This is a genomic window from Parabacteroides sp. AF19-14 (assembly GCF_003635485.1).
GTDB lineage: Bacteria > Bacteroidota > Bacteroidia > Bacteroidales > Tannerellaceae > Parabacteroides > Parabacteroides distasonis.
Map to the genome: position 1 here is coordinate 218,799 of NZ_QTMJ01000001.1, position 26,690 is coordinate 245,488.

General features: G+C 46.3%; 23 protein-coding genes and 1 CRISPR repeat array. Of the genes, 9 read left to right on the forward strand and 14 right to left on the reverse strand.

The features are described 5' to 3' along the window. Positions 1 to 53 precede the first annotated feature (53 nt). The 8 genes from cas3 (at position 54) to DWX33_RS00965 (ending at position 10,373) form a co-directional block, all read left to right on the forward strand. Positions 54 to 2,279, forward strand: a complete 2,226-nt coding sequence (gene cas3, locus DWX33_RS00930) for a CRISPR-associated helicase Cas3' (protein WP_122379688.1) — start codon at positions 54 to 56, stop codon at positions 2,277 to 2,279. 15 nt (positions 2,280 to 2,294) lie between these two features. Further along, on the forward strand, positions 2,295 to 2,975 hold the full coding sequence (cas5c, locus tag DWX33_RS00935; protein ID WP_011966343.1) for a type I-C CRISPR-associated protein Cas5c: 681 nt from the start codon (positions 2,295 to 2,297) through the stop codon (positions 2,973 to 2,975). Then, entirely contained in the window at positions 2,972 to 4,681 is a 1,710-nt protein-coding gene (gene cas8c / locus DWX33_RS00940) for a type I-C CRISPR-associated protein Cas8c/Csd1 (protein ID WP_122379689.1), read from the forward strand. The genes cas5c and cas8c overlap by 4 nt, the downstream gene beginning before the upstream one ends. Before the next feature lie 26 nt (positions 4,682 to 4,707). Then, positions 4,708 to 5,586, forward strand: coding sequence for a type I-C CRISPR-associated protein Cas7/Csd2 (gene cas7c / locus DWX33_RS00945; RefSeq protein ID WP_122145536.1), 879 nt, complete (start codon positions 4,708 to 4,710; stop codon positions 5,584 to 5,586). 11 nt (positions 5,587 to 5,597) lie between these two features. Then, a complete protein-coding gene (cas4, locus tag DWX33_RS00950) occupies positions 5,598 to 6,263 on the forward strand; it encodes a CRISPR-associated protein Cas4 (RefSeq protein WP_011966346.1) in 666 nt (221 codons plus the stop codon). Beyond that, positions 6,260 to 7,282 carry a type I-C CRISPR-associated endonuclease Cas1c gene (gene cas1c / locus DWX33_RS00955; protein ID WP_005856767.1) on the forward strand — a complete coding sequence of 341 codons (1,023 nt, stop codon included), beginning with the start codon at positions 6,260 to 6,262 and terminating at the stop codon, positions 7,280 to 7,282. The genes cas4 and cas1c overlap by 4 nt, the downstream gene beginning before the upstream one ends. A 9-nt stretch (positions 7,283 to 7,291) precedes the next feature. Continuing rightward, positions 7,292 to 7,582: a CRISPR-associated endonuclease Cas2 gene (gene cas2, locus DWX33_RS00960; RefSeq protein ID WP_005856765.1), complete on the forward strand. Its 291-nt coding sequence runs from the start codon at positions 7,292 to 7,294 to the stop codon at positions 7,580 to 7,582. 170 nt (positions 7,583 to 7,752) lie between these two features. Then, positions 7,753 to 9,671: a CRISPR direct-repeat array (repeat unit 32 nt; unit sequence GTCGCACCCCGTGTGGGTGCGTGGATTGAAAC). A 225-nt stretch (positions 9,672 to 9,896) separates the two neighbouring features. Beyond that, positions 9,897 to 10,373, forward strand: coding sequence for a GAF domain-containing protein (locus DWX33_RS00965; RefSeq protein ID WP_005862159.1), 477 nt, complete (start codon positions 9,897 to 9,899; stop codon positions 10,371 to 10,373). Positions 10,374 to 10,524: 151 nt separating this feature from the next. On the opposite strand, the gene DWX33_RS00970 is transcribed toward DWX33_RS00965, so the two are convergent. From DWX33_RS00970 to DWX33_RS01010, 9 genes are all read right to left on the reverse strand, one after another. After that, positions 10,525 to 13,404, reverse strand: coding sequence for a PD-(D/E)XK nuclease family protein (locus DWX33_RS00970; RefSeq protein ID WP_122379690.1), 2,880 nt, complete (start codon positions 13,402 to 13,404; stop codon positions 10,525 to 10,527). Between the two features lie 69 nt (positions 13,405 to 13,473). Then, positions 13,474 to 14,466: an L-glyceraldehyde 3-phosphate reductase gene (gene mgrA / locus DWX33_RS00975; RefSeq protein WP_008772101.1), complete on the reverse strand. Its 993-nt coding sequence runs from the start codon at positions 14,464 to 14,466 to the stop codon at positions 13,474 to 13,476. Positions 14,467 to 14,485: 19 nt separating this feature from the next. Then, positions 14,486 to 16,021: a sulfatase gene (locus tag DWX33_RS00980; RefSeq protein WP_122379691.1), complete on the reverse strand. Its 1,536-nt coding sequence runs from the start codon at positions 16,019 to 16,021 to the stop codon at positions 14,486 to 14,488. Positions 16,022 to 16,202: 181 nt separating this feature from the next. Then, positions 16,203 to 16,664, reverse strand: a complete 462-nt coding sequence (locus DWX33_RS00985) for a DUF4293 domain-containing protein (protein WP_005862150.1) — start codon at positions 16,662 to 16,664, stop codon at positions 16,203 to 16,205. 76 nt (positions 16,665 to 16,740) lie between these two features. Next, positions 16,741 to 17,073, reverse strand: a complete 333-nt coding sequence (locus DWX33_RS00990) for a DNA-directed RNA polymerase subunit omega (RefSeq protein ID WP_005856752.1) — start codon at positions 17,071 to 17,073, stop codon at positions 16,741 to 16,743. Positions 17,074 to 17,097: 24 nt separating this feature from the next. Continuing rightward, positions 17,098 to 17,907, reverse strand: a complete 810-nt coding sequence (locus tag DWX33_RS00995; protein WP_005856750.1) for an outer membrane protein assembly factor BamD — start codon at positions 17,905 to 17,907, stop codon at positions 17,098 to 17,100. A 66-nt stretch (positions 17,908 to 17,973) separates the two neighbouring features. Continuing rightward, on the reverse strand, positions 17,974 to 18,399 hold the full coding sequence (locus DWX33_RS01000) for a hypothetical protein (protein WP_005856748.1): 426 nt from the start codon (positions 18,397 to 18,399) through the stop codon (positions 17,974 to 17,976). A gap of 20 nt (positions 18,400 to 18,419) precedes the next feature. Continuing rightward, a complete protein-coding gene (locus DWX33_RS01005) occupies positions 18,420 to 19,721 on the reverse strand; it encodes a phenylacetate--CoA ligase family protein (protein ID WP_121961036.1) in 1,302 nt (433 codons plus the stop codon). 106 nt (positions 19,722 to 19,827) lie between these two features. Then, positions 19,828 to 20,637, reverse strand: coding sequence for a DUF1080 domain-containing protein (locus DWX33_RS01010; protein WP_022192133.1), 810 nt, complete (start codon positions 20,635 to 20,637; stop codon positions 19,828 to 19,830). 112 nt (positions 20,638 to 20,749) lie between these two features. Here DWX33_RS01010 and DWX33_RS01015 point away from each other — a divergent pair, with 112 nt between their 5' ends. Next, positions 20,750 to 21,388: an HAD family phosphatase gene (locus DWX33_RS01015; RefSeq protein WP_005856741.1), complete on the forward strand. Its 639-nt coding sequence runs from the start codon at positions 20,750 to 20,752 to the stop codon at positions 21,386 to 21,388. Positions 21,389 to 21,644: 256 nt separating this feature from the next. Here the strand turns inward: DWX33_RS01015 and DWX33_RS01020 are convergent, their stop codons facing one another. From DWX33_RS01020 to DWX33_RS01040, 5 genes are read right to left on the reverse strand one after another with little or no spacing between them, the layout of a single operon-like run. Then, positions 21,645 to 22,127: a porin family protein gene (locus tag DWX33_RS01020; RefSeq protein WP_008772096.1), complete on the reverse strand. Its 483-nt coding sequence runs from the start codon at positions 22,125 to 22,127 to the stop codon at positions 21,645 to 21,647. A 43-nt stretch (positions 22,128 to 22,170) separates the two neighbouring features. After that, positions 22,171 to 23,811: a dipeptidase gene (locus DWX33_RS01025; protein WP_122379692.1), complete on the reverse strand. Its 1,641-nt coding sequence runs from the start codon at positions 23,809 to 23,811 to the stop codon at positions 22,171 to 22,173. 12 nt (positions 23,812 to 23,823) lie between these two features. Then, positions 23,824 to 25,233, reverse strand: coding sequence for a sodium:proton antiporter NhaD (nhaD, locus tag DWX33_RS01030; protein ID WP_022192130.1), 1,410 nt, complete (start codon positions 25,231 to 25,233; stop codon positions 23,824 to 23,826). A 4-nt stretch (positions 25,234 to 25,237) separates the two neighbouring features. Next, positions 25,238 to 26,083, reverse strand: a complete 846-nt coding sequence (gene nfo / locus DWX33_RS01035; RefSeq protein ID WP_122379693.1) for a deoxyribonuclease IV — start codon at positions 26,081 to 26,083, stop codon at positions 25,238 to 25,240. 28 nt (positions 26,084 to 26,111) lie between these two features. Next, on the reverse strand, positions 26,112 to 26,588 hold the full coding sequence (locus DWX33_RS01040; RefSeq protein ID WP_005856732.1) for a PaaI family thioesterase: 477 nt from the start codon (positions 26,586 to 26,588) through the stop codon (positions 26,112 to 26,114). Positions 26,589 to 26,690: the final 102 nt, after the last annotated feature.

A 26,690-nucleotide genomic window follows, 5' to 3' on the forward strand; every position in this document is an offset into this window, starting at 1 on the left:
GATATTTCGATTTATTTTCCTACTTTTGTAAGGAACCTTATGAATCTAATCAAATGGAAACAGAGAAACAGTTGATATCCCATTTATACCAAAACAAAGAAAATGGAAAATGGATAATACAAACCAACGATGAACATCAAAGGGGTGTTGCAGAAATGGCAACCTCCTTTTCTGGACTGTTCGGACTTCCATCTTGGGGGCATACGCTTGGAATGCTTCACGACAAAGGAAAAGAGCGTGATGCATTTCAGCAATATATCCGTACGACAAGCGGTCTACCTGTGACTGACGAAAAATCGTATGGAGAGCATCATCATGCGTTTGTAGGTGGAATATTGGTAACGAACCTTATGGGGAAGAGTGTATTCAATCTTCTTGCCAACCAGATAATCTCTCATCATACAGGCCTACATGATTATGTAGATGCGGAGAGCGTCATAGAGAAAAGGCAACTTCCCGAAGAGATAAACAAAGGGGACATAGCTCTGAATATACCCCAGTTGAGAAAAGAACTTCTTGAATCTCCTTTTTCTAAACTTAAGGTGGACATGAAGCATTTTCATCACCTTTCCCGCATGCTTTTTTCCTGTCTTGTGGATGCCGACAGACTCAATACAGAGCAATTTATGGATGTAGAATCGTGGGAAAAACGGGGATGCTCGTCTACACTCACTGACTTATTGCCAAAATTGGAGGCGCATTTACGTGAACTGCAATTGTATGCACCCGATACAGAAGTGAACCACATTCGCAAGAAAGTACAGGAACGATGCCGTAAAGCTTCTTCTGAAGAGAAAGGATTCTATAGCCTTACGGTACCAACGGGAGGCGGAAAGACTCTTTCATCGTTGTTGTGGGCCATGAAGCATGCTGTAAATCACGGTATGAATCGTATTATCATTGCCATCCCATACACTAGTATTATTGTGCAAACGGCAGGCCTCTTGAAAGAAATCTTCGGCGAAGAGCACGTACTGGAGCATCATAGTAACTTTAATCCTGATGAGATAAAGAATGAAGAGGTACGTGAGAAGGCAAAGCTGGCCACGGAAAACTGGGATTATCCGATTATCGTTACGACCAATGTTCAGCTGTTTGAGTCAATGTTTAGCAACAAACCGTCCGATTGCCGTAAATTGCACAATATCGTGAATTCAGTTCTTATTTTGGATGAAGCGCAGACATTGCCGACTGATTTCTTACAGCCGATAGTGGATGCACTTAAAGCATATCAGAAAATATTCGGAGTGTCGGTACTGTTTACCACTGCCAGTCAGCCGGTACTTAGCGGACTGATAGAAGGAACTAATCCTAAGGCCAATTTTCAGGGAATAGACCATATTACTGAAATCATACCGAATGAGTTTGCCCTGCATGACAAGCTCCGTCGTGTGAAGTTAGTAATAGACAACACAGGAAAGACATACGATGAGATTGCCGCCAAAGTTGCTATATACAATAAGGTATTGTGTATCGTAAACACCCGAAAAGATGCCAAGGAACTGTATGACCGTTTACCAAATGAAGGAATAAAGCTCCATCTATCGAGAATGATGTGTCCCGCCCATATCAGTGAAACCATACGGAAGGTCAAGGTATTGCTGAAAGATAAATCACATCCGATTGTCAGAGTAATAGCTACCCAACTTGTAGAGGCAGGGGTGGATATAGATTTCCCTGTTGTATTTCGGCAAGAATCAGGTCTTGACTCTATTTTACAGGCAGCGGGGCGTTGTAACCGTGAAGGAAGAAATACTGTTGGTACCACATTTGTGTTCAGTCTCGCCGCAGAGAAACGTATTCCATTTGGGGCAATGAAGGCTGCAAACAATGCACGATTGAATTTGCCTGCAAATAGTGATTGGTTTGACCCTTCTACGATGACAGAGTATTTTTATCAGTTGTATTGCAGGAAAAACACGTTTGACGATAAGGATATGAAACATTATCTTTATAACCCTAATGAGTTATGTTTTGAAACGGCATCAAAGAAGTTCAGATTGATTGATGATGATTGTATGAATATCATTGTAAATTGGGGGAACAGCATGGAGCTTGTGGAAAAACTGAAAGAATCTGGCTGTACCTATCCCTTGATGAAGCAACTGGCTAAATTTACAGTAGGCGTTCATAGTTCCGATTTTGACAAGTTGGTCAGCTATGGTGCTATTGAAGAAGTATTAGAGGGTATCTATGTGTTGACAGACAGGGTACAGTATGACAAAAATACGGGTCTTAGCCTTGACAACCATTGGATGGAAGAGCTATTAATGATATAAAAATAAATGAATAATATGGACTATACAGATAAAGAATATTGCTTGGAAGTATGGGGTGACTGGGCTTGTTTCAGTCGCCCTGAATTGAAAGTAGAGCGTGTGAGCTATGATGTTATTACACCTTCTGCGGCACGTGCCATTTTTGAAGCAATACTTTTCAAACGCTATGCCATGCGTTGGCAAGTGACGAAAATAGAAGTTCTTAATCCTATCAAGTGGACTACCATCAGGAGAAATGAGGTAGGAGCATTGGCGGGTAAGTCCTCAATCTTTATTGAAGATAAACGACAACAGAAGAATTCTTTGCTTTTGCAAGGTGTGCGCTATCGTATTCACGCAAAGCTGGTTTTTATTCCGGTAAAAGATCGACCAAAGGAGGCTTTTATCAAACATCAGCCAAGTGATGATGAGAATCCGATGAAATATTATCAGATGTTTGAACGCAGAGCATCGCAAGGACAATGTTTCACCCAGCCGTATCTTGGTTGCCGTGAGTTTGCTGCAAATTGGAAGTATATTGATAATACGGAACAACTTGCCCCTCCTTTGGCTGAAGATAGGGATTTGGGTATCATGCTTTATGATATGGATTTTGAAGGGAATGTACAGAAACCTAATGCCATGTTTTATCGTGTAAGAATGGAGCAAGGTGTGATTGTCGTACCAGATAAAGATAGCGAGGAGGTGCTGAGATGATACTAAAAGCATTGTATGATTATTACCATCGGAGTGGTAATTTACCCATTATGGGAATGGAGTTAAAGGAAATAGGTTTTATCATCGTTATTGATAAGTGTGGTAATTTCTTACGTTTTGAAGACAGGCGTATAGACAAAAAGTCTGCGCAACAGTTTCTTGTTAAGAAGAGTGTAGGTCGTTCAAGTGCCCCTGTTGCAAACTATTTGTACGACAATAGCCAATATGTATTTGGTTATTCCGACAAAGGGGACATGGAAAGCATGCGCAAGTATTTTGATACATTCAAAGCGAAGGTTGAAGAAATATACGACATGTTTTCAGATAATGAAACCATGCAGGCTGTTTATGCGTTTTATCAACAAGAGCCTTCAGATATAGTTGAAGCCATGCAGAATGATTCTCTTTGGGATGATATAAACAAGAATCTCAATAAAAAATATTCCACTTTCTCTTTTCTTATAGAAGGAGATACGGAAATAGTGGCTTCTAAGCGCAAACTAATAAACTTAGAATCGGGTGGTAATGATGTTGGTGGAGGTCTTTGTTTAGTAATAGGCAAACATTCAAAAACCGTAGAGGTTACAACCGCTACAATGATTCCGGGAAGTCAGGCTACAGCTAAACTTGTCGCTTTTCAAGTCAATTCCGGATATGATTCGTATGGTAAGTCAAAGGGGCATAATGCTCCTATATCTGAAGAGGCTGAATTTGCTTATACTACAGCATTGAATCATTTATTGCGTTCTGATTCGCATAATAAATTTATGGTAGGTTCACGCACATACCTGTTTTGGGCTTCTTCTGATAGTGAGGCTGCAAAGAAATCTGAAGATAGTTTGTTTGCTTTGTTGGGGCGTACAGAAGAAAACGATGATCCTAACATGAGCATAGAATTGGTGCGACGTACATTCAAGTCTATCTATAACGGAGTATTGTTCGCAAACAAAGATGACAAATTCTTTATATTAGGTTTGGCTCCCAATTCAGCCCGAATAGCGGTGGTGTATTGGAATGAATTGCCATTGCGTGAGTTTGCCGGCTTAATCAGTAAACATTTCGCAGATATGGAGATTGTTGATACACGTAAAGACAAGAAACCGTATGTAGGATTACATTCCATCCTCGGAAATGTTACTCTTGGAGGGAAGTCAAGCGATGCTACGCCCAATCTTCCAGATGCTGTAGTGAAAAGCATCTTCCAAGGACTTCCGTATCCGGCTTCTCTGTTTCAGGCTTGCATTCGCCGCACACGTGCTGAACAATCAGTCAACATTGGTCGTGCAGCCATCATCAAGGCTTATCTTAATCGATTAAATGATAATAACAACAATAAAAAACTCGATATTATGTTAGACAAAGAAAATCAAAATCAAGGGTATCTTTGTGGAAGGCTGTTTGCTGTATTAGAAAACCTCCAATATGCAGCAAATAAACAAGATACTATTCGTTCAAGTTATATGAACGCTGCTTCAGCAACTCCATCAGCTGTATTCTCGACAATTCTTAAATTGTCAAATAGTCATTATAGTAAATTATTAAAAGATAAGAAAGGGCTTGCTAATTTTTTTGATAATCAAAAGAAAGAGATTATAGCCTTAATACACGATTTTCCAAACACATTAGATCTGAATGATCAAGGACGATTTTTCCTCGGTTATTATCATCAGAAAAATCATAGAGAATACAAAGAAACAGAAGAGTAATAACAAACAATTAAAAACATATAGTTATGTCAGAAATTAAAAACAGAATCGATTTCATTTACATCTTTGATGTACAGGACGGTAACCCGAATGGAGACCCAGATGCAGGTAATCTTCCTCGTGTGGATGCCGAAACAGGTATGGGGCTTGTTACAGATGTTTGCCTTAAACGCAAAGTACGCAATTATGTGCAAGTAGCAAAATCCGGACAAGTTGGTAACGATATACTTGTTAAATCCAAGGAATTTTCGGGCGAAGAGGTTTTTATTAACGGAGAAATTCGTAAGACGTATGAAGACCTTGGTATAAAACTTGAAAAGGGAAAAGCCCCTGCTGATAAAGTATCTACAGGTAGAGAAGCTATGTGTAAACGTTTCTTTGATGTTAGGACCTTTGGCGCTGTCCTTTCAACAGGAGCGAATGCTGGACAAGTAAGAGGAGCGGTTCAGATGACGTTTGCCCGTTCAAAAGATATGGTTGTTTCTGAAGAGCATGCATTAACTGTATGCGCAGCTCGTGATGAAGAAAAAACATATGAATCGCAGGTAGGAATACAAGGACGGAAATTTACCGTACCTTACGGTCTCTACATCTGTCACGGCTTCATTTCTGCCAACCTTGCCCAACAAACAGGCTTTTCAGAAGAAGACCTTGCGCTGTTCTGGGAAGCCCTGAAGAACATGTTCGATATGGATCGTTCGGCTGCACGCGGATTGATGAGTGCACAGAAATTGATTGTTTTCAAACATGATTCTGTATTGGGTAATGCCCCTGCCAACAAACTATTTGACTTGGTTAAGGTAGAGAAGGTGTGCGATGGAGCACCACGTTCATTCGGTGATTACCATGTCACGATAGACAAGGAACATGTCCCATCAAATGTTACTGTAGAGGAACTGATATAAAACAAAAGACAATGTATAGCGAAGACGATATGCTCATGTTGTCGGGGATTCAGCACTTCAGGTTCTGTCCCCGGCAATGGGCTTTGATTCACATTGAGCAGCAATGGGATGATAACCGTCTCACCATAGAGGGACAGATTCTGCATAAACATGTGGATGACCCGTTCTATAGACAGAAATGTGGAGATCAAATAACATTGCGTGCAGTGAATATCGCTTCGCGTGAGTTGGGGCTCTATGGCATTTCCGATGCCATAGAGTTGCTACCTTCTCCATCTTTGGAAGATACGATCTTGCATCCTAAATATCCAGGACGTTGGCGACCGGTGGCTGTGGAGTATAAGCATGGCAGACCCAAAAAGGATGAAGTGGATGAAGTGCAGTTGGCGGCACAAACAATGTGTCTTGAAGAAATGTACGCAATCCATATACCCTACGGTGTGTTCTTTTATGGAGAACTTCGTCATCGGATAGAGGTGGCTATAACAGATGAGTTGCGCAATATCGTCAGACAATGCGCCAGGGATATGCATGAAATATTCAGTAAGGCTGTTATCCCAAAAGCAAAATATGAACGACATTGCGACAAATGCTCATTGAAAGAAATCTGTATGCCGACGATAGCCAAGAATTGTACCACGGTAGATACTTACCTCAATAAACACTTATATACATGAGAAAATTGTTGAATACTTTGTATGTGACGACACCTGAAGCCTATCTGAGTAAGGATGGGCAGAATGTCGTAGTATCAGTCAAGCAAGAGGAAGTGTTCCGTATTCCTGCGATAAACATAGAAGGCATTGTGACGTTCGGATATATGGGCGCAAGTCCGGGCGTGATGAAATTGTGCAGTGACAATAGCATATCACTTACATTCCTATCTCCTCATGGCAGATTTATCAGCAGGGTACAGAGCGCAACGAAAGGGAATGTACTGTTACGCAAGAGACAATATCAATTGTCGGATGATGAATCCTGGTCATTACATGTGGCACGACTGATGATTGGTGGTAAGATTCAAAACTATCGTAATATATTAAAGAGATATATTCGTGATTATGGAGAGAATGAAAACATTAATCGGGCGGTACAAGTGTTGGAACATGCCAAGCGTGAAGCTTTGGCGACCCAAGATAAGACGACCCTAATAGGGTATGAAGGCATGGCTTCAAATGCCTATTTTGAAGTGTTGCCTGTTTTGATACTTAATCAGAAGGCTGATTTCCCGTTTCATGGCCGGAATCGCCGTCCTCCTAAAGATGCAGTGAATGCCATGTTGTCTTTTGCTTATACTTTGATTGCTAATGATACATCTGCCGCACTCGAAACAGTTGGCCTTGATCCATACGTAGGATTTCTCCATACACTTCGTCCGGGACGTACATCCTTAGCATTGGATATGATGGAAGAATTGCGAGCCTATCTTGGTGATCGTTTTGTCTTGTCGTTGATTAATAAAAGACAGATAACATCCAAGGATTTTTTGTTTCAAGGTGATAATGGGGTTGTTATGACGGATAAAGGGAAAAAGACATTTATTTCCGCATGGCAGGCAAGGAAAAGGGAGGTGATAATCCATCCTTATCTTAATGAAAAAATAGAGATAGGGCTTCTGCCTTATGTACAGGCCATGTTGATGGCAAGATATATCAGGCAAGATATTGATAATTATCCGGTATTTCTAATAAAATGATTTACGATTATGCATATTCTTGTGACTTATGATGTGGATACTACGAGCAAAGAAGGAGCTCGCCGCCTACGACATGTGGCTAAGGCTTGCATAGATTATGGCCAAAGGGTACAGAATTCTGTCTTTGAGTGTGAGGTGACAGAAGCACAATATTGTCTCTTGATTGAACGAATCAAGCGTATTATTGATATGTCTCTTGATAGCGTTAGATTTTATATTCTCAATAAAAACGAGAATAAAAGGGTAAAAGTGATAGGTGTTGAAACTGCTTACAAAGTTAATAATGCTCTTATCATATAATTTATGCGAATGTAGAGTATTACGAAAAAAGTAGTATTTTCGCACCCCTTAATAATTAGCAGATTAACCCGTCTTTAAGGCGATTGCAGCCATTAAGCTGAAATAAAAATGAGAATTCGCATATTAATAGGTCTAATTTATTGACTTATAATATGTAACTTTATACAGGGGTCGCACCCCGTGTGGGTGCGTGGATTGAATGTCCAAGGTTACCCGTAATGGGGTGGAGGATGTGGAAGTCGCACCCCGTGTGGGTGCGTGGATTGAATGCGGGTATATCAGTGAGCGTTTCGTGGATGTGGGCGGGTCGCACCCCGTGTGGGTGCGTGGATTGAAACCTCAAGGATTGTCCATCCTCCAGCCTCAACGTGTCGTCGCACCCCGTGTGGGTGCGTGGATTGAAACATAATTCCCAATTTATACAATATGTTGATTATCAGAGTCGCACCCCGTGTGGGTGCGTGGATTGAAACGAGAACCCGGTGGACCGGGTGGACGAGCGGACGAGGTCGCACCCCGTGTGGGTGCGTGGATTGAAACACCGCCGGAAGGGATGACAACCATCCACCACCGTATGTCGCACCCCGTGTGGGTGCGTGGATTGAAACATGGAGAGGAACTATATCGAGAAAAATTATTACACGTCGCACCCCGTGTGGGTGCGTGGATTGAAACATCTTGGAGTCCGACACGCTGGATTTCTTGAGGGCAGTCGCACCCCGTGTGGGTGCGTGGATTGAAACTTTGAGATTATATATTTGTGTCAAACAACAGTCTGGTCGCACCCCGTGTGGGTGCGTGGATTGAAACCATGATACCTACCGGTTCATCCCCGCCCTTAAACAGTCGCACCCCGTGTGGGTGCGTGGATTGAAACTTTTTTGCTTGGTAACTATAAACTCATCGAAGCATGTCGCACCCCGTGTGGGTGCGTGGATTGAAACTTCTGTAAAGGTTGCCTCATCGTATATCTCCGTGGAAGTCGCACCCCGTGTGGGTGCGTGGATTGAAACAAATCGGGGATCTTTGAATAGATTTTCAAGATCGTCGCACCCCGTGTGGGTGCGTGGATTGAAACAGCCGCACGATCAAGGCGTGCGTCCAATGTTAGATGTCGCACCCCGTGTGGGTGCGTGGATTGAAACTCAATCTCTCTGTTATTTCCATGTTACTCTATATCGTCGCACCCCGTGTGGGTGCGTGGATTGAAACAGTTCTCATGGGCTAATGATGTAACAGAGCCATTTGTCGCACCCCGTGTGGGTGCGTGGATTGAAACTCAATTCCTATACAGTGGGAGTGATCCTATATCGCAGTCGCACCCCGTGTGGGTGCGTGGATTGAAACACGGATAAGGATGGGGATGTCATAATACAGGAGGGAGTCGCACCCCGTGTGGGTGCGTGGATTGAAACAACCGGATTACTGGGTGTATGATATGCCCGGTCGGTCGCACCCCGTGTGGGTGCGTGGATTGAAACTTATGTACGGAGATCGCTAAACCAGAATATCTATTGTCGCACCCCGTGTGGGTGCGTGGATTGAAACATGATGTTCGTAGCAGATGAGAATGGCAATTACGATGTCGCACCCCGTGTGGGTGCGTGGATTGAAACTCCCCGTTTGTAGTGGGGTAATCCGTAATGGTAACGGTCGCACCCCGTGTGGGTGCGTGGATTGAAACCCTATAAGGGATAATGATCTTAGTGTTGTATCTTTGGGTCGCACCCCGTGTGGGTGCGTGGATTGAAACACCAGTTTTTTTACCGATAACAGCGTTTTCGTCAGTCGCACCCCGTGTGGGTGCGTGGATTGAAACCGAACAACTCATTAAACAGATTGGCAATTTGAGCAAGTCGCACCCCGTGTGGGTGCGTGGATTGAAACCCGACGTACATTATTTACGGCGACACGTTCCGGATTGTCGCACCCCGTGTGGGTGCGTGGATTGAAACTCAGAGTCGGGTATGATCAAGTCTTGATAAGCGGGTCGCACCCCGTGTGGGTGCGTGGATTGAAACAATTGAGCCGGTAATCCGTTAGCCCCGTTGTTGCCGGTCGCACCCCGTGTGGGTGCGTGGATTGAAACATTTGTAAAGCGCAAGCTTTTTCATAAAAGATATACTTACTTACGTGATGAAGTATATCTTCTATGGGACTTGAAGTGTTCTTCTGCGACGAAGGGATTAGTACTTCGTAAAAATAACTTTTTAAAGTCACTGACTCTGACATATAATTTCGCTTAGTTATTTCTGCAAAAATCATTCATATGTAAACAAGTTTCGTATATTCGCAACCTTATAATAGTTTAAATATGGCAGAGGAACTACGGATTAAAAACGGTGATAAACAGGAGATGTATGAGACATTGCTCCCGCAAATCGCCTCATTGGTAGGTAACGAGACCGACCTAATCGCTAACATGGCGAACATCGCCGCAGCACTCAAGCAGACTTTCGGTTTCTTTTGGGTAGGTTTCTACCGGGTCATAGACAATCAGTTGGTATTAGCGCCTTTTCAAGGCCCTATCGCCTGTACACGAATCAAATACGGAAAAGGGGTCTGCGGCACGGCCTGGAAGGAGACCCGTACGATCATCGTACCGGACGTAGACGCTTTCCCGGGACATATCGCTTGTAGCTCGGCGTCACGCTCTGAGATCGTAGTTCCCGTGATATGGGCGGATAAGGTAATCGCTGTCCTTGATATAGACAGTGATCAACCGGATAGTTTCGATGAGACTGATCAGATCTTTTTGGAAAAGATAGTGGAATTGCTTCCTCATCAGTAAGCCTCGCCTCAGTACTTCGCAAGAAGTACTGTAGTACTGCCTAAGAGGTACCGCAGTACTTTGTAAGGAGTACTCCAGTACTATCCGGAGAAATACCACAGTACTTTACAAGGAGTACTCCGGTACTCTCCCAGAAGTACCGGGACAAATGCTACTTACCGCAAATACCCTTGAACGGACAATAAGAGCAAGCCTTCCCCGTAGGGGTTTGCGTAAAGGGAATTTCTGGATTGAAGATCTCGTCCAAGCAGCCCCGCAACCCCTCCTCGAACGCTTGGGCATAACCGGAGAAATCCTCTACCTTCTCCGACTTCCCCCGTTCGATACGATGGTAGACAGATGGGTCGAACGGATCGGAGAAGAGGGAACGGACGTAATAAATGCCCGGTTGTATCGTCTTTCCCTTGTTCTCGGTGAGATGAGCGTACATCCAGCAATACATGAATACCTGCATCACGGCTTTCGCACGATCTTTCTCCTCCTTGTTGAATAGGCTCTCGATACTACTGAAAGTCGTAGTTCCGCTACCGCTCTTGTAATCGATGATACGGATAGCGTCGCGAACCTCGTCCACACGATCGATAAAGCCTTTCAACCGGATCTCGGAATGGTCGGAAAGGCTGATCAAGCCGTTTATCTTACGCTCGGACTCGATGTAAACGAAAGGGGTCAGCTTGCCGTCACGCTCCAAGATCTTCTCCACGTATTTGCGGATCATCTCGCCGATCAGGTAGTTTTGTCCGGTAAGGGAGCGAACCACCTCTGTCTTGAAAAACTCGCTGGCGAAAGCCCGGGCGATAGCTCCGGTAAGCAAGGCCGTATCCTTACGGATCGCTTTCAGCAAATCCACGGTAACCATCTTCCCTTGGAACGGCTTGTAAAGTTCCTCCATCACCTTATGCAAGATACTTCCAAATACATCGCTCTCGATCGTCTCGCTCACCTCCTCTTCCTCTCGAATGCCTTCCACGACGGAAAAATAGAATTTCAACGGGCAATCCAGATACGTATTGATAGCGCTCGCCGAGATCGCCTTGCTCCCCCCTTTCCGGTAAGCGTCTAAACGGCGCATGACATCCTCCCTTTTCGGCACGGCCAATGGCGGGGTTTTGGAGGAAGATACGTTATAGACCACCAATTTATCTCGCATCGGCACCTCATAATGATAATGCAGCTGGTGGACAAAGCGACTTACCTCTCCCGTCTGCAATCCGTTGCTGCGGGTATCGTATAAAAGGCTCACGTGGCTGGCACGCTCTATCAAACGATAGAAATGGTAGGCCCATACGCTATCTTGATGCTCGTAGGTAGGCAACCCGAAACCCCTGCGTAGGTTATAAGGGATAAAGGAGTTCGCCGCTTTCCGCTGCGGGAAAATACCCTCGTTCATGGATAAGATAATCAGACGGTCGAAATCCAAGGCACGGGTCTCGAGCACACCCATAATCTGGAGACCGGAAAGCGGCTCGCCGTGGAAAGGGATCGTGATCGTATCGGTTACCCGCTTCAATAGGCGGAAGAAGGTATCTATTTTCATCTCTACACAAGCGTCTCTCATTACCTCTCTCATGCGGTTTACCGTGGTGAAATAATGGAAGATGAACTCTTGCTCCAAATCGTTCGTCCGTAGGGTAGCGTCCTCCTCTTCTTCATCGGAAAGGGCGGACATAACCTTGTTCAGCTCTTCCAACACCTTGATCAGATAGTCCGAGAAGGCCTCCACCCCGGTCACCGGCGTGAACAGGATTTCTAGCAAAGGCGTTTTCCCTAACTCCGTATGCGAGATATAGATCTTGTTGTTCTCCGTGATCTCTTTCACCAAGGAGGAAATAATCTCCGGTGAGGTGGAGAGGATGTAGCGATGGTTCAATACTGGTAGCACGTCACGGAAATAGAACAACGGATTCCGGTCTATGTAGCGTACGTTCTTCTGCAACACCAAGATATACTCGATCAACGAGGCGACCGGGGTTCCCGCCAAGGGATAACCCATCGTGACGTTGATACGCCGGATTTGCTCCGGAATGGCGTTCAGCACCGGGATCAGCAGATGTTCATCGGGCAAGATCACCGCCGTACGCAGGGCTTCTTCCGAACTCATCTCCGCTTCCTTGCACCAATCGCTCAACAGGGTGTAGACGTGCTTGGCCTGCCCGATACCGGAAGGGATGCCGATCACCTCGATCTCGGTCTTTACCTTCTCCTCGGGGGGTAATTTCATCGAGGAAGGGAAGCTCTTCAGGTTACGGGAGACGAAATAAGAGGCCTTATTATCCGGATCGGTTACCTTATCGGATACATAATCCCAATAGAAATCCGCTATCTCCCGCTTCAGCAACTGGGCTAAGAAACGTTCTTCCGATACGGACAAAGCGTTCAAACCGACGAAGACTATTTGCTCATAAGGTAAATCCGGAGACTCGCCCCGTTCCATACTTTCCACGACCTCCCGGAAGATCATGCCCTCGTAACCTTTTCCCTCGGCGGCCAAGGTCGCACGGAATTCCTCATAGAGATCGTATAGCACTTGCCAGACCGCCAAGAACTGTTGCTGGTTCGGCGTATCGCCCCGGGGATAAAAACTGGACCAGAAACTACGGATAGCGGCGATCTGCTCATCACTTAAGAAATCGAAATCATTCTCTATCTCCCGTAGGTCCGTCACGTTACTGAATAGCATGCGGGCATTTGCCATGTACTTATCGATATCGTCGAAGTCGTTGAGCAACATCTCGCCCCAATACAGGAATTCATCGAAAGTCTCGGTGGAACCGCTTTGGCGGATGTAGATGTCGTACAGGGTAAAAAGCATACTGATCCGGTCGGCGGATTGTTTTCCGCTCAACTGGATAAAGAGATCGTTGATCGTAAGGATTGTCGGAGAGAAAAGGGGAATATCGGCTACCTCCGAGAGATATTTCTGGAAGAAAAGCCCCGTACGCCGGTTTGGGAAAACAAAGGCCAGACGACTGACCTCCGCCCCCCATTTCTCGTAAAAAAGAGACGCTACTTGATATAAGAACGGTTTCATTTATTCAAAAATTTGTACAGGCTGTAGAGACGGGGCACGCCCCGTCTCTACAATCGGATACGATTCACGTTATATTAAGATGTTCTCTATCTCCTGCAATTCTTCCCCGGAGAAAGAGATATTATCTAACGCTTTCAGGTTATCCATCAATTGGGCGACAGAGCTAGCGCCAATTAATACGCTAGTTACCCGTTCGTCCTTTAATAACCAAGCGAGCGCCATCTCCGCCAAGGTCTGTCCACGGCGGGCGGCTACCTCGTTTAGCTTACGGGCCTTTTCCACGGCCTCCGGGGTAACTTGAGAGGTCTGCAAATGACCGGTCGATTTCGCCGCACGGGAATTCTCCGGAATTCCACGCAAATACTTATCCGTAAGCAAGCCTTGCGCCAACGGCGAGAACGCTATCATACCCACACCCTCTTCCTTCAATACAGGCAATAAATCCGGTTCCGTCCAACGATCGAACATCGAATAGCGGGCTTGGTGAATCAAGCAAGGCACCTTATGTTCTTTCAGTACGGCCAAGGCCTTACGGGTCTGGTCCGCATCATAGTTGGAGATACCTACATACAAAGCCTTTCCTTGCCGGACGATATCAGCCAAGGCCCCCATCGTCTCCTCGATCGGAGTCTCCGGGTCCGGACGATGGGAGTAAAAGATATCCACGTATTCCAGTCCCATCCGTTTCAAGCTCTGATCCAAGCTAGCCATTAAATATTTACGGCTTCCCCAGTTCCCATACGGTCCCGGCCACATATCGTAGCCCGCCTTCGTAGAGATAATCATCTCATCCCGATAAGCGCCCAAGCCCTTCTTCAATATCCGGCCAAAATTCTCCTCCGCCGATCCGTAGGCCGGACCATAGTTATTCGCCAAGTCGAAATGAGTCACGCCATGATCGAATGCGGCGTGAGCGATCTGGATAAAATTACTGAACACATCCACACTACCAAAGTTGTGCCACAATCCCAAGGAAACGGCCGGCAATAAGATACCGCTCCGTCCGCACCGCCGATATATCATATCCGCATAGCGATTCTCTTCCGCTTTGTAAAACTCCATATGCTCTTTCTTTTTTTAATTAATATATCTCATCCGGCCAAGGAACCGGTTTGCCTGTCGCCTTAAACGACGGACGTTGCCCGTCCACTTTCCGTAAATACGTACCCAATTCCCCGGACAGACGCTTTACGATATCGGGATGCTGCCTTGCCACGTCATTATGTTCCCCTATATCCTCCGTGATATTAAACAATTCCTTCTTCCCCGTCTCGTAATAATAGATCAGTTTCCAGTCTCCATTACGAACCGAGCAAGTCGGACCGATTCCCGGCCCGTCATTACCCCATATATTCGGGCAGTTCCAGAATAAGCTACGTCCCACGGAAGGATCTCCCGTACCTTTTAATAAAGGCATGAAACTGACGCCATCTATCGGCTGTACGGTCTTATACCCCTTTATGCCTGCCATCTCCAAGATAGTTGGATAGAAATCCTCGATAATCAAGTATTTATCACATTTGCTTCCCGGCTTCACCACCCCCGGCCAACGCACGATCATAGGCTCACGGACTCCTCCCTCATAGGCGGAGCCTTTACCACTGTTCAAGGGATAGTTTTGTGTATGGATCTCGCCGTCACGCCATCCGGGCTCGCTGGAAAGACCGCCGTTATCGCTCATGAAGATCACGATCGTGTTATCCACCTCGCCATTCTTCTCCAACCAGTCCATCAAATCGCCCAGACTCTTATCCATACCCTCTATCAAGGCAGCGTAAGCCGCCTCTTTAGCCGTTAACCCCTTATCGATATATTTCTGGTAGAAACGCTTGTCCTTATCAATCGGGATATGGATCGCATAATGTGACATATATAGGTAAAACGGCTGGTTATATTTCTTAGCCTTGTCCAACGCCTTGATCGCCTCCTGCGTCAAGGCCTCCGTAGCGAAGGTGTCGCTTCCCCAATACTTTTCCAATCCGGGGATAGCGTTCGGAGCGTAAGGTTTACCATCCTTGGTATGCCCGTAATTATTCTCGCCGAGGTAACTGGCGAGACCTCCGGCGGCATGCCCGGCTATATTGACCTCGAATCCCCAATGATGCGGGTCCTCCCCCGGGGTATCGATTGCCCCGAAATGCGCCTTGCCGCAATGGATCGTGTGATATCCGTTATTCTTCAATATCTGCACGAATGAAGTACCCACAAACGTATTATTCGTCCCGCCCACTTGGGCCACGCCGTTATAATTCCAATCCGGCAAGGTAAGCACATCGCTCTCCCGATCGGTCGTCTTATCCTTAAAAAGCGTCCAGTTCGTAACCCGGTGACGGGCGGCGTTCGTCCCCGTGATCAAGCTGCAACGGGTAGGCGAGCTGATACTGCTAGCGTAGGCTTGGGTAAACATCATGCCCTCTTTCGCCAATCGTTCCATGTTCGGGGTCTCATATACCTCATTATAATGCGTCTTTTGAGTCCAGAAAGGCAAGGACGTATCCTCCCATCCCATATCATCCACCAAGAACAGGATAATATTCGGGGGACAACTGGTATTCTGGGCGTTCGCTACCGCCGATACCGACAATAAAGCGATGGGGATAAGCTGAGTCTTCTTCATGATTGGTAACGGATATTTGTATTCTACGAAAGTAGATATATTTCACCGAAAAACAATATTGTTTCATATACAAAATAATATTGTCTTATGTATTATACTTTTCCGGACATAAAATAAGGGGCCCTTGACAAAAAGAGTCCCTTACCTAATATCTTATACCCAATGATTTATCTGGAAAGCCTTAACGCAAACGATCCAAAGAACGTACCAGCGCCTCATCGGCCCCGATATTACGGATCGCCAGATAATCCAAGATCAGATTGACCAACGGGAAGGAAAGAGCGATCTTAACACTTACGCTGGCACCTTCCATATCCCCCTTCAAGGAATAGATCAAGAAGGCGAAGAAACCATAAAAGCCCAATATCAGCAATGCGTTGAACACGCAAAGACGGATTTGCAGGATTCTTTTCTTATATAAGAAGATCGTCACCAAGGCAATGATAGCGATGATAGCAGTCAAGGCAAATAAGCCCCACGCCGGGTATAGTAATTCCGGCTCACCGATCATCGTGCTCAACCCGCTAGCATCGAACGAGAAGAGGGCGTCTCCTTGTTGCAACACGGCCAACGGCAAGAATAAGGTAGCGACCGTAAGCGCCACGATAATTAGCAGGTAAACAGTTTGTATTCTTTGTAACATGGTAATTAGTTCGTTTTAAATGGAAAGGCCGACTCATTTGAGGGTCAGCCTTTCCGATGTTCAAAAATATTTCTTCTTAGAAGTTATTCTTCTCTTTAGCAGGATTCTTGTAATAAACCTTGCCATCCTCGTACTCTTGAGCGGCGATCAACGTTGATTTCGGAAGTTTCTCATAGTAGCGTGAAATCTCGATCTGCTCACGGTTTTCAAAGACTTCCTCCAAGTTGTCATTGTAAGAAGCGAACTCTTGAAGTTTCTTTTCCAGATCTTGTTTCATCTCAACACTAATCTGATTCGCCCGTTTTGAAATGATAGCGACTGTCTCATATACGTTACCCGTTTCTTCACTTAACTTCATCATGTCACGGGTTACCGTATTGGTAGGAGCGTTTGATTTTCTGTAATCCATTTTCGTTTTATTGATTAAATTCGCTTAATATGCATCTGTAATTCGCTTGCTGGCATAGTCGTAGAACTTCGTTACCTGCTTTACGTAGTTACCTTCCGGATACTCGTTCATGTAGTTGTAATATTCGTCAACCACATCCCGGTAACGGCCCTGCAACTTCTCCTCTACGGATACTAGCGCCAACTCGTACTTCGCACGGATGATAAGGAACATGAATTCCTCACGATACTTGGAATACGGGTAATTCTTCAAGGCGTTCTGCGCCGTGATCACGCAAGACTGGAAGTTATTCCCCATATAGGTACCTAGATTGAAATACAAGCGGGTGGCCATCAATTCCTTGTAAGCCAACTTCTCCTGAAGCTCGAACATGATGTTCTGCGCTTCCTCGGCCCGTTCACTTTGCGGATAATACTCCAAATAAAGTTGCAACTGCTCGATCGCCTTATACGTCTGCGACTGGTCTAACCGGGGATCCGGAGAGTCCAGATACAAACCATAACCGGAATAGAAACGGGATAATTCCGTAAACTCCCCTTTCGGATAGGTCGTATAATAGGTCTCGAAGTATTGCGAAGCCGTCTGATAATCTTTCTGACCGTAATAGCTTTGCGCCAACAAGTACAAGGACTCCTCGGCATAAGCTGTTCCTTTAAAGATTGTAACCAGTTCATCCAGCAGAGTAGCGGATTTCGAGTATTGCTTCGCGTTGAAGTATTTCTTCGCGTACGAATATTTCAATTCGTAATCCGTGCTCTTCAGTATCTTATTATACTCTCCACAAGAGGATAATAGTACTGTCATCATCATCAGTAAAAATACAACCTTTTTCATTCACATACTTTTAGCGTGCAAAATTAGTGCTTTTAGGCGAATAAATGAAACCCAAAACGTTAATATTTACAACTTATATAAATCGCTAGCAGCGATCAATTCCAATTTATTCGCTTTCAAAACCTCCGCGCACTTATTGACATCGTCCGGACGGATGATCACGTTAGCAGCGTCGCCTTGAGAAAAAGCGTACATATATTCAATGAAGATCCCGGCCGAGGTAATGATATCCATCGCCTTTGCCAAGGCTCCCGGCTGGTTGGGACAATGCAAGCATACCACGTCGGCCACGCTTACAGCGTATAACTTTTCACGAAGCACGGATATCGCTTTCTCCGTATCGGATACGATTAGGCGAAGGATACCGAAATCGGAATTCTCGGCTACCGTGAAAGCGGACATATTGACCCCTGCCTCCCCTAATATCTTGGCGACTTCCGTAAAACGGCCTTTCTTGTTTTCCAGAAAGATTGATAATTGTTTTATTAACATAGTACTTAATCTTTTAGAGGTTATACTAACTTACGTTTATCGATCACGTGTTTTGCCTTACCCATACTACGTTCGATACTACGCGGCTCCACGATCTTGATGTCCGGTTGCAAACCGATCACGCTCTGCATGCGGGCGGCGATCTTCTTTTTCAAGGCGATCATCTTGTTCATCTCGTCCGAGTAGTATTCTTGGCGAACCTCCACCTGTATCTGGAAAGTATCGGTATTGTTCATACGATCCACCACGATCAGGTAATGCGCCTCGAACTCCGGCAGCTCCAAAATTACGGATTCTACCTGAGACGGGAAAACATTTACGCCACGAATAATCAACATATCGTCACTTCTACCTAAAATACGTCCCATACGAACCGCCGTACGTCCACAGGCGCACTTCTCGTAAGTCAGCGAGGTCAAATCACGTGTACGGTAACGAAGCATCGGCATACCCTCCTTCGTAAGCGTGGTGAAGACCAACTCTCCTACTTGTCCCGGTTCCACCGGTTGTAAGGTATTCGGGTCCACGATCTCCGGGAAGAAATGGTCTTCCCACAGGTGGGTACCGTTCTGGCACTCACACTCGCCTCCAACGCCCGGACCGCAGATTTCCGTCAAGCCATAGATATCGTAAGCCTTGATATTTAGTTTCGTCTCTAATTCCTTACGCATATTCTCCGTCCAAGGCTCGGCACCGAACGCTCCGACACGTAGCTGGAATTCCTCCAAGGGAATACCGGACTGGTGGATGGTCTCCGCCAGATACAAGGCGTAAGAAGGCGTACAAGCCAAACCCTTCGCCCCGAAGTCGTGCATCAACTGGATTTGTTTCTGGGTGTTACCGCTACTCATCGGGATCACTGTACCACCGATATTCTCCACGCCGCAATGGGCGCCCAGACCTCCGGTGAACATTCCGTAGCCGTAGGATACTTGCACGGAGTCGTTCCTTGTCAAACCGTAGGCGGTCAGGCAGCGAGCCACTACCTCGGCCCAGATACCCAAGTCCTTACGGGTATATCCCACGACGATAGGCTTACCTGTCGTACCGGAAGAGGCATGCAGACGGACAATCTCGGACATCGGCACGGCCATCAAGCCGAAAGGATAATTATCACGCAAGTCTTGTTTTACCGTGAACGGTAATTTCGTTATATCATCTATTGTCTGTACATCGTCGGGAGTAATGCCCATCTCCTGCATTTTCTTACGATAAAACGGGGAGTTATGGTAAGCATGTTCAACAACTCTTTTCAACCGTAGGCTCTGTAGTTTCCGCATTTCCTCACGGTCCATACATTCAATAGTTTCGTTCCAAATCATGGTATTTGTCTGTTATCTTTTAAAGTTAGTAGTCTAAATCCGCCGCAAAGTAACAACTTTTTTTAAATCGGCACCCTTTTGTTACGAAAAATTAGTCACGAGGCGATCATTTCAACTCCTTCACCTTGATATTGCGGAACGCTACCTCATCCCCATGATCCTGCAAAAGGATGTGTCCTTTCGGAGCCTCGCCGAAAGCACCACCCGCATTATAAGATGGATCAGCGTATTTACTGCCCTTCACCAAATCACGGAACTCCTTGCTGCCACGCTCGTACTCCAATACCTTCACACCATTCAGCCAGTGCTCTACGTGGTTGTTCGGGAATACCTTCACCACGGCCGTATTCCACTCTCCTACGCCGTTGAAATGGATGTTCTCGCTTTTCTTCAGATCATACAAGCTTCCAAGGGTACGACTACCGGGGAAAGTCGTGTAAAGCTTGGCATCCGGGTGCTTAGCGTCATCCAATAGCTGGAACTCCAAGCCGTAAGCGGAGCCTTTTTGCTTCTCTTGCTCGGTCACGAAATATTTAATACCGCTGTTGGCCCCTTCGGTGATCTTAAAATCCACGCTGAACTCAAAGGCGGAATATTCATCCTCCGTAACGATATCGCCTCCGTTCGTAGACTCGCTACCGTCGGATTTCTGCACGATCAATTCGCCATCTTTCACCATCCATCCGTGATCCGGGAAAGCGTCTTTGTGCGCTCCACGCCAACCTTTCGTTGTCTTACCATCAAAAAGGAGCGCCCAACCCTCGGCTTTCTCTTGGTCGGTCAATTGATTGATCGCCGGTGTAATTACGGCCATCGGTACTACCTTAGCTGTCTCTTCCGTACTTTGCGTGTTTTTTCCACCGCAGGCGCAAAGGATCATAGCGCTCATGGCGGTACAAATTACTAGTGTCTTCATGTCTTATTTATTTTTAATGTATATAATCAAGCAATGTGTGCGTCCACAAAGATAATCGATTTCATAAAAAATAGACGTATCTTCGCGATATAAATATTAAATGATTATTTATATGAAACAACTAAAGACCGCCTTGTTCGATTTTGACGGCGTAGTAGTAGATACGGAACCTATTTACGATTTATTCTGGAACGATGCCGCTAAACGTTATGGCTTAGGTATCGATAATTTCGCTGATATTATAAAGGGTACGACCCTACCGTATATTCTGGAGAAGTATTTTTCCGGATATACGGAGGAGTTCCGCCAAATGGTGACCAAAGAATCTACAGAGTATGAGAAGACGATGCCCTTGCCTCCCATGCCCGGCTCCATCGAGTTCATCCGTATGCTGAAGGAGCACGGCGTACAGATAGGCTTGGTTACCAGCTCGGATAACGCGAAGGTGAAACGGGCTTTCGGGCTTCTACATCTGGACAATCTATTCGATACCCTAGTGACCGCCGACCGCATCACGCAAGGTAAGCCCGATCCGATGTGTTATCTATTGGCGGCGAAAGACTTGAACGTATCTCCCGAGGATTGTATCGTATTCGAGGATTCTTTCAACGGCATACAGTCCGGGAAGGACGCAGGGATGCGTGTCATCGGGTTAAGTACGACGAATCCGGCGGAATCTTTAAGAGATAAAGTATATGAGGTAATCCCCAATTTCGAGAAAGTCACGTTCGAGGATTATTTGAGATGGTAAGCAATCGAGAAAAAGGAAATGATTATTTCCTTCATTCCTTCACCTACCCCTTTACACACACCCACACACATGTATGCGTACATTAATAATACGCGTATGCGTATACGTGCGTGTGTGTGTAGGAGCCGGTGAAGGAATGAAGGAATAAAGGAAACGCCTGTACCGTCAATGGGCTACACCAGTATCGGCGAGAGCCGGAAGCAGTACTGGTGTAACCCCACGGCAGTACTGCCGTGGGGCTGTGACTATATTGGGATCAGAAACTATATCCTACGCGAACACCCAGCATGGCCTGATCGAAATCCTTGATGATATTATACTTCACCTCCAATCCTATCGAAAGATTGTCGGTAGCATAAACCTCACCGCCTAAACCGATATTGGCTCCCAGACGAGTCTCGTTATGAGAAAGGCCATGGCCCGCATCCCAATTCCAAAAGGACAGACTAAGCCCCGCTAATGGATAAAAACCGAACATCTCACTTAACTTCACTACATAATGAGCATTCAAGTCGATCGCCCAAGTGCTGTGATTGTCATTCTTTACGAAATAAGTAAGAGAGGGGCTCAAACGTACCGCATCCGTGATACAATAGCGGTAATCAACTCCTAACGTGGCATTCTTCGAATCGAATCCATAACCGATGTTAAATCCCACGGCAGATTGTCCTTGCTGCGTCTGCGCATAAGCTCCCAGACTAAAGACTGCTAACATCAGCATCATTACAAACTTTTTCATACGCTTTCTTTCGTTTAGTTCAACATTAGATTATTATTGGTATTTATTTTACTTTCAGTCGATCGCCGGCACTCTTCACGATGCTACGGTAATAGTCCTCGTCATATCCGGGAAAATCGGGAGACGCGGGCTGGCCGTACGGATTACGCTTGAACTGTCCGTTCACCTCTTTCTTCACGTTTCCATCGATGTATTTTACCAGCAAATACTCACCCAATTGCTTCCAGCGGGCGGTAGCGGAGTCTGAATTAGTCGTGCTATACCACGTTAAGAACTTGACAGCCTCCGCCGGGTCCTTGGCATACAACTCCTGAGCCGCCTTATCGATAGCCGGTACGGTCTCTTGATAACCATTCTCCAACTCCTGCTGTACCTTACGGATATCCTGAATCATGAAGCTATATTTGTGGTAAGCCATATTAGCCACCCAGTTATGAATCCAGAAAGCGGAAGTCCAAGAGAAGTTCAGCAAATCGCCGTTTCCCACCCGATAGCACTCCGGAACATCCGTTACCGACGCATATACAGGAGTGAAGACTGCCATATCAGCGTCGTCCACGGCAAACCACAAGATACCACCGATAGCGTCCGGCAACCAGTTACGCATTTGTGGAACAATCACGAAGCCCGTTTGTTGCGTCGCTATGGCACGTTCATTCGTATATTCCTGCCCGTCTACCTCGAACGTCATCGGCCGCCAGCGGTAAGGAACCTTATACGAGCCGGCACCGGCATCTTTCGTCATATCCAGATCCGTTCCCTCGTAATGGTCGCGCATGCCATTCTGTACGTCTTGAACGGAAAGCTTACGATTCGGCTTCACATACAGAGGCATCGGCTCCTTGGAAGGATCACCCTTGATAAAATCCGTATACTGATCCATCGTGGTATCATATTTACGGAAGAAAGACCATACACGAGCCTCGCATCCACGCAAGGCACTGAAATCATACGGGCAATAAGCCTTGGCGAAACTGAAATCAGCGTCCTTTCCCTTGAAATATCCTTTCTCACGGGCGAAAGAAACCACATCCGGCGAGTATATGCAATTCTCCTTATCGTCAAACGGTATCTGCTGGATACGGGACTGGTTGGCATGCGCCGAGATACAATCGTCCGGGATGCGGATCGCTACCCAAACGGCACCTTTGTTACCCGGTCCCTTACCGATCATCTCCATCACCCAAGCCTCGTTCTTATCGGCGATAGAGAACGTCTCGCCACTGCTGTAATAGCCATATTCCTTTACTAAGTCCGTCATGACCTTAATCGCCTCACGGGCCGACTTGGAACGTTGCAAAGCGATGTAGATCAAGCTACCGTAATCCATGATACCCGTCGTATCCACCAATTCATGGCGTCCGCCGAACGTACTCTCCGTGATAGCCACCTGATGCTCGTTCATGTTACCCACTACGGAATAGGTCTTCTCCACTTGGGCGATCTTGCCCAGCGGTTTCCCCGTATCCCATTCCTTCACTTCCAACATGGCGCCCTTCGGCCATGTAGCGGCGGGCCAACGATACATCTCCCCATACAGGGAATGCGAGTCCGCCGCATAACTAATCATTACCGAACCGTCTGTCGAAGCCTTCTTGCCCACCAGCAAACCGGTACAGGCGATAGCCTCCACCCCGGATAACAGGGCGGCGCAAGCGGTTAATAAAATCCAACTCTTCTTCATATAAATAAAGTTTTAAGCAAATAAAAGCATATATACACCGGCGCCACAACAATAGCCGATCAACGCCAAGATAGAGAACCGTTTCGTATAATACATGAAATCGATCTTCTCCAATCCCATTACCGTAACGCCCGTAGCCGATCCGATGATCAAGATGCTACCACCCGTCACGGCGCAATAAGCCAAGAAGGTCCAGAAACCACCGTCCGATACGAAGAACTGGGCGTAAGGCGATAAGTCGGCCACCTGCTCCACGATCGGGTACATACCCATCGTAGCAGCTACCAAGGCTACGTTATCCACGCAGGAGGACAAGGCACCGATCACGAAGCTGATCAGATACGGTTCATGCACATGCTTATCCAAGAAAGCGGACATGATACCCAACTGCCCGGAGGTCTCCAGCGCTCCCACGGCCATCAAGATCCCCAAGAAAAAGAAGATCGTAGCCAAATCGATATTCGGCAACAATTGGGAAATACGGAGTTTCTGGGACTCATGCATGTGCAGCTTGCTATACATCAAATCCGTATAGAACCAAAGGATCACCAATCCAAGCAAGACGCCCAAGAACGGCGGCAAGTTCGTCACCATCTGGAAGACAGGCACCAACGCCAAGGAAAGCACGCCGATCACAAAGATCATCCGACGTGAGCGGTTCGGTATCTCTGGTATGTACTCGTCACCTTGCTCCTCCTCGCTCAACACACGCAAGGTAGATCCTTTCTTGAACAACCAGAAATGGGCGATCGTCAACGGCACCAACATATTAACCAAAGCGGGGATAAATACGTGAGAGATCTGGTGCATCGCCGAGATATTCTTTCCGACCCAAAGCAAGATGGTCGTCACATCACCAATCGGCGACCATGAGCCACCGGCGTTCGCCGCTATAATCACCATACAGGCATATTTCAAACGATCCGTACGATCCGGTACCAGCTTACGCAACACCGCCATGATCACGATAGCGGCTGCCAAGTTATCCAACAAGGCGGAGAAGAAAAAAGTAGCGAAACTTATATACCACAACAGCTTACGTTTATTCGGCGTACGGATATACCCGGTCACGGCCCTAAAACCACCATGCTTATCCACGATATCCACGATCAACATGGAACACATCACGAAGAAAAGCGTCTCGGAGACGTTTCCTAAATGATAAACAATCGCACGGTTCGATATAAAATTAATAAATTGCTCATGCGGGGGCAAGCTGGCCATCTCCGGGTTCTGGGTCAAGAACTCTTGAAAGATCGTATTAGAGCGTTCGACGAAAATATTGTAGGCATCGAACATCAATATCATCCACATAGAGATAGCCATGAACAACGCTATGGCCGCTTTATTTATTTTGATCTTATCCTCCAAGGCAATAGCGAGGATTCCTAAGACAAAAATGACAGGCATTAAAATAAACATATAATCAAGATTTTAATTGTTTATATAGAAGCTGTATCTCCTCCGGCCAAAGCGCCTCGTCCGGGGTCTCTAGGATTAAGGGCATATTGTCGAAACGGGGGTCCGCCATGATCATGCGGAAGGTATCAAGGCCCATCAAGCCTTTACCGATACTCTCGTGCCGGTCCACACGTGATCCCAGCTCCTTTTTAGAATCGTTCAAGTGCATCCCCCTTAAATAAGAAAAGCCGACCACTTCGTCGAAATGACGGAATGTCTCGGAAAATCCCTCCGGTGTCTTTATATCGTAACCGGCGGCAAGCGTGTGCGCCGTATCGAGGCATACTCCCACCCGGCTCTTATCCTCTACCTCGTTTATAATATAGGCGATCTGCTCGAAGGTATATCCCAAGTTCGAGCCTTGCCCCGCCGTATTCTCTATCACGGCACATACGCCACTCGTCTGAGCCAACGTGATATTGATCGACTCGGCGATGCGAGACAGGCAGGCATCCACCTCCATCTTCCCCAAATGGCTTCCGGGATGGAAATTCAACATTTTCAGTCCCAGTTGCTCGCAGCGTGTCATCTCGTCCAGAAAAGCGTCACGGGATTTCTGCAATCCCTCGGCGTCCGGGTTCCCCAGATTGATCAAATAGCTATCGTGCGGCAAGATACATCCCGGATCGTAACCGTACGCTTCACACCGCTCCTTAAATAAATGGATACTGTCCGCCTTCAACGGCTGCGACTTCCATTGCCTCTGATTCCGGGTGAAAAGGGCAAAAGCCTTCGCACCGATCTCATGGGCATTAACGGGGGCATTCTCAACCCCACCGACCGCACTCACGTGAGCCCCAACATACTTCATAATAACCTAACTTTTCTTTTTATTTATACTAATGTTCATCCTCAGTCTTACACCCACAAAAACCAAACTCCTCCATCGCACGTTCTTGCGGGGTGATGAAATAAACCATCTCGGCACGGGTACACAACTCATTCGCCGAGTTATAGATCTCGGTCTCTATGAAGATGGCGTTCCGTTTCCGGTCTGTCATCCGTCCCCGTATCGTCAGCTGGGGCTCGTCCGTAGAGATACTCTTCATAAACTTGGCGTCGAGGCGTGAAGTCACCCCGGAGGTCTGCAACTTCCGCAAGACCACCCAGCCGGCCAACTCGTCCATCAGCGTAGTCTGTATACCTCCGTGCAACGTACGCAGCCATCCTTGGTAAGTACCTTGAGGCTTCCAGAACGCCACGATATCGTCACCATCCTCAAAAAACTCCATATGCAGCCCCAGCGGATTGTTCGGAGCGCAACCGAAACACATATAACCGTCCAGCCCTTCCCACGGATTAATTATCTTTTTCATATCACGAAAACAATATTTATATGTTTTTTGTTGCTCAAAGTTAACAAAAAAGCCGGCTCTTGAAAGGAACCGGCTCTATAAATATCACAAAAAATACTCAAC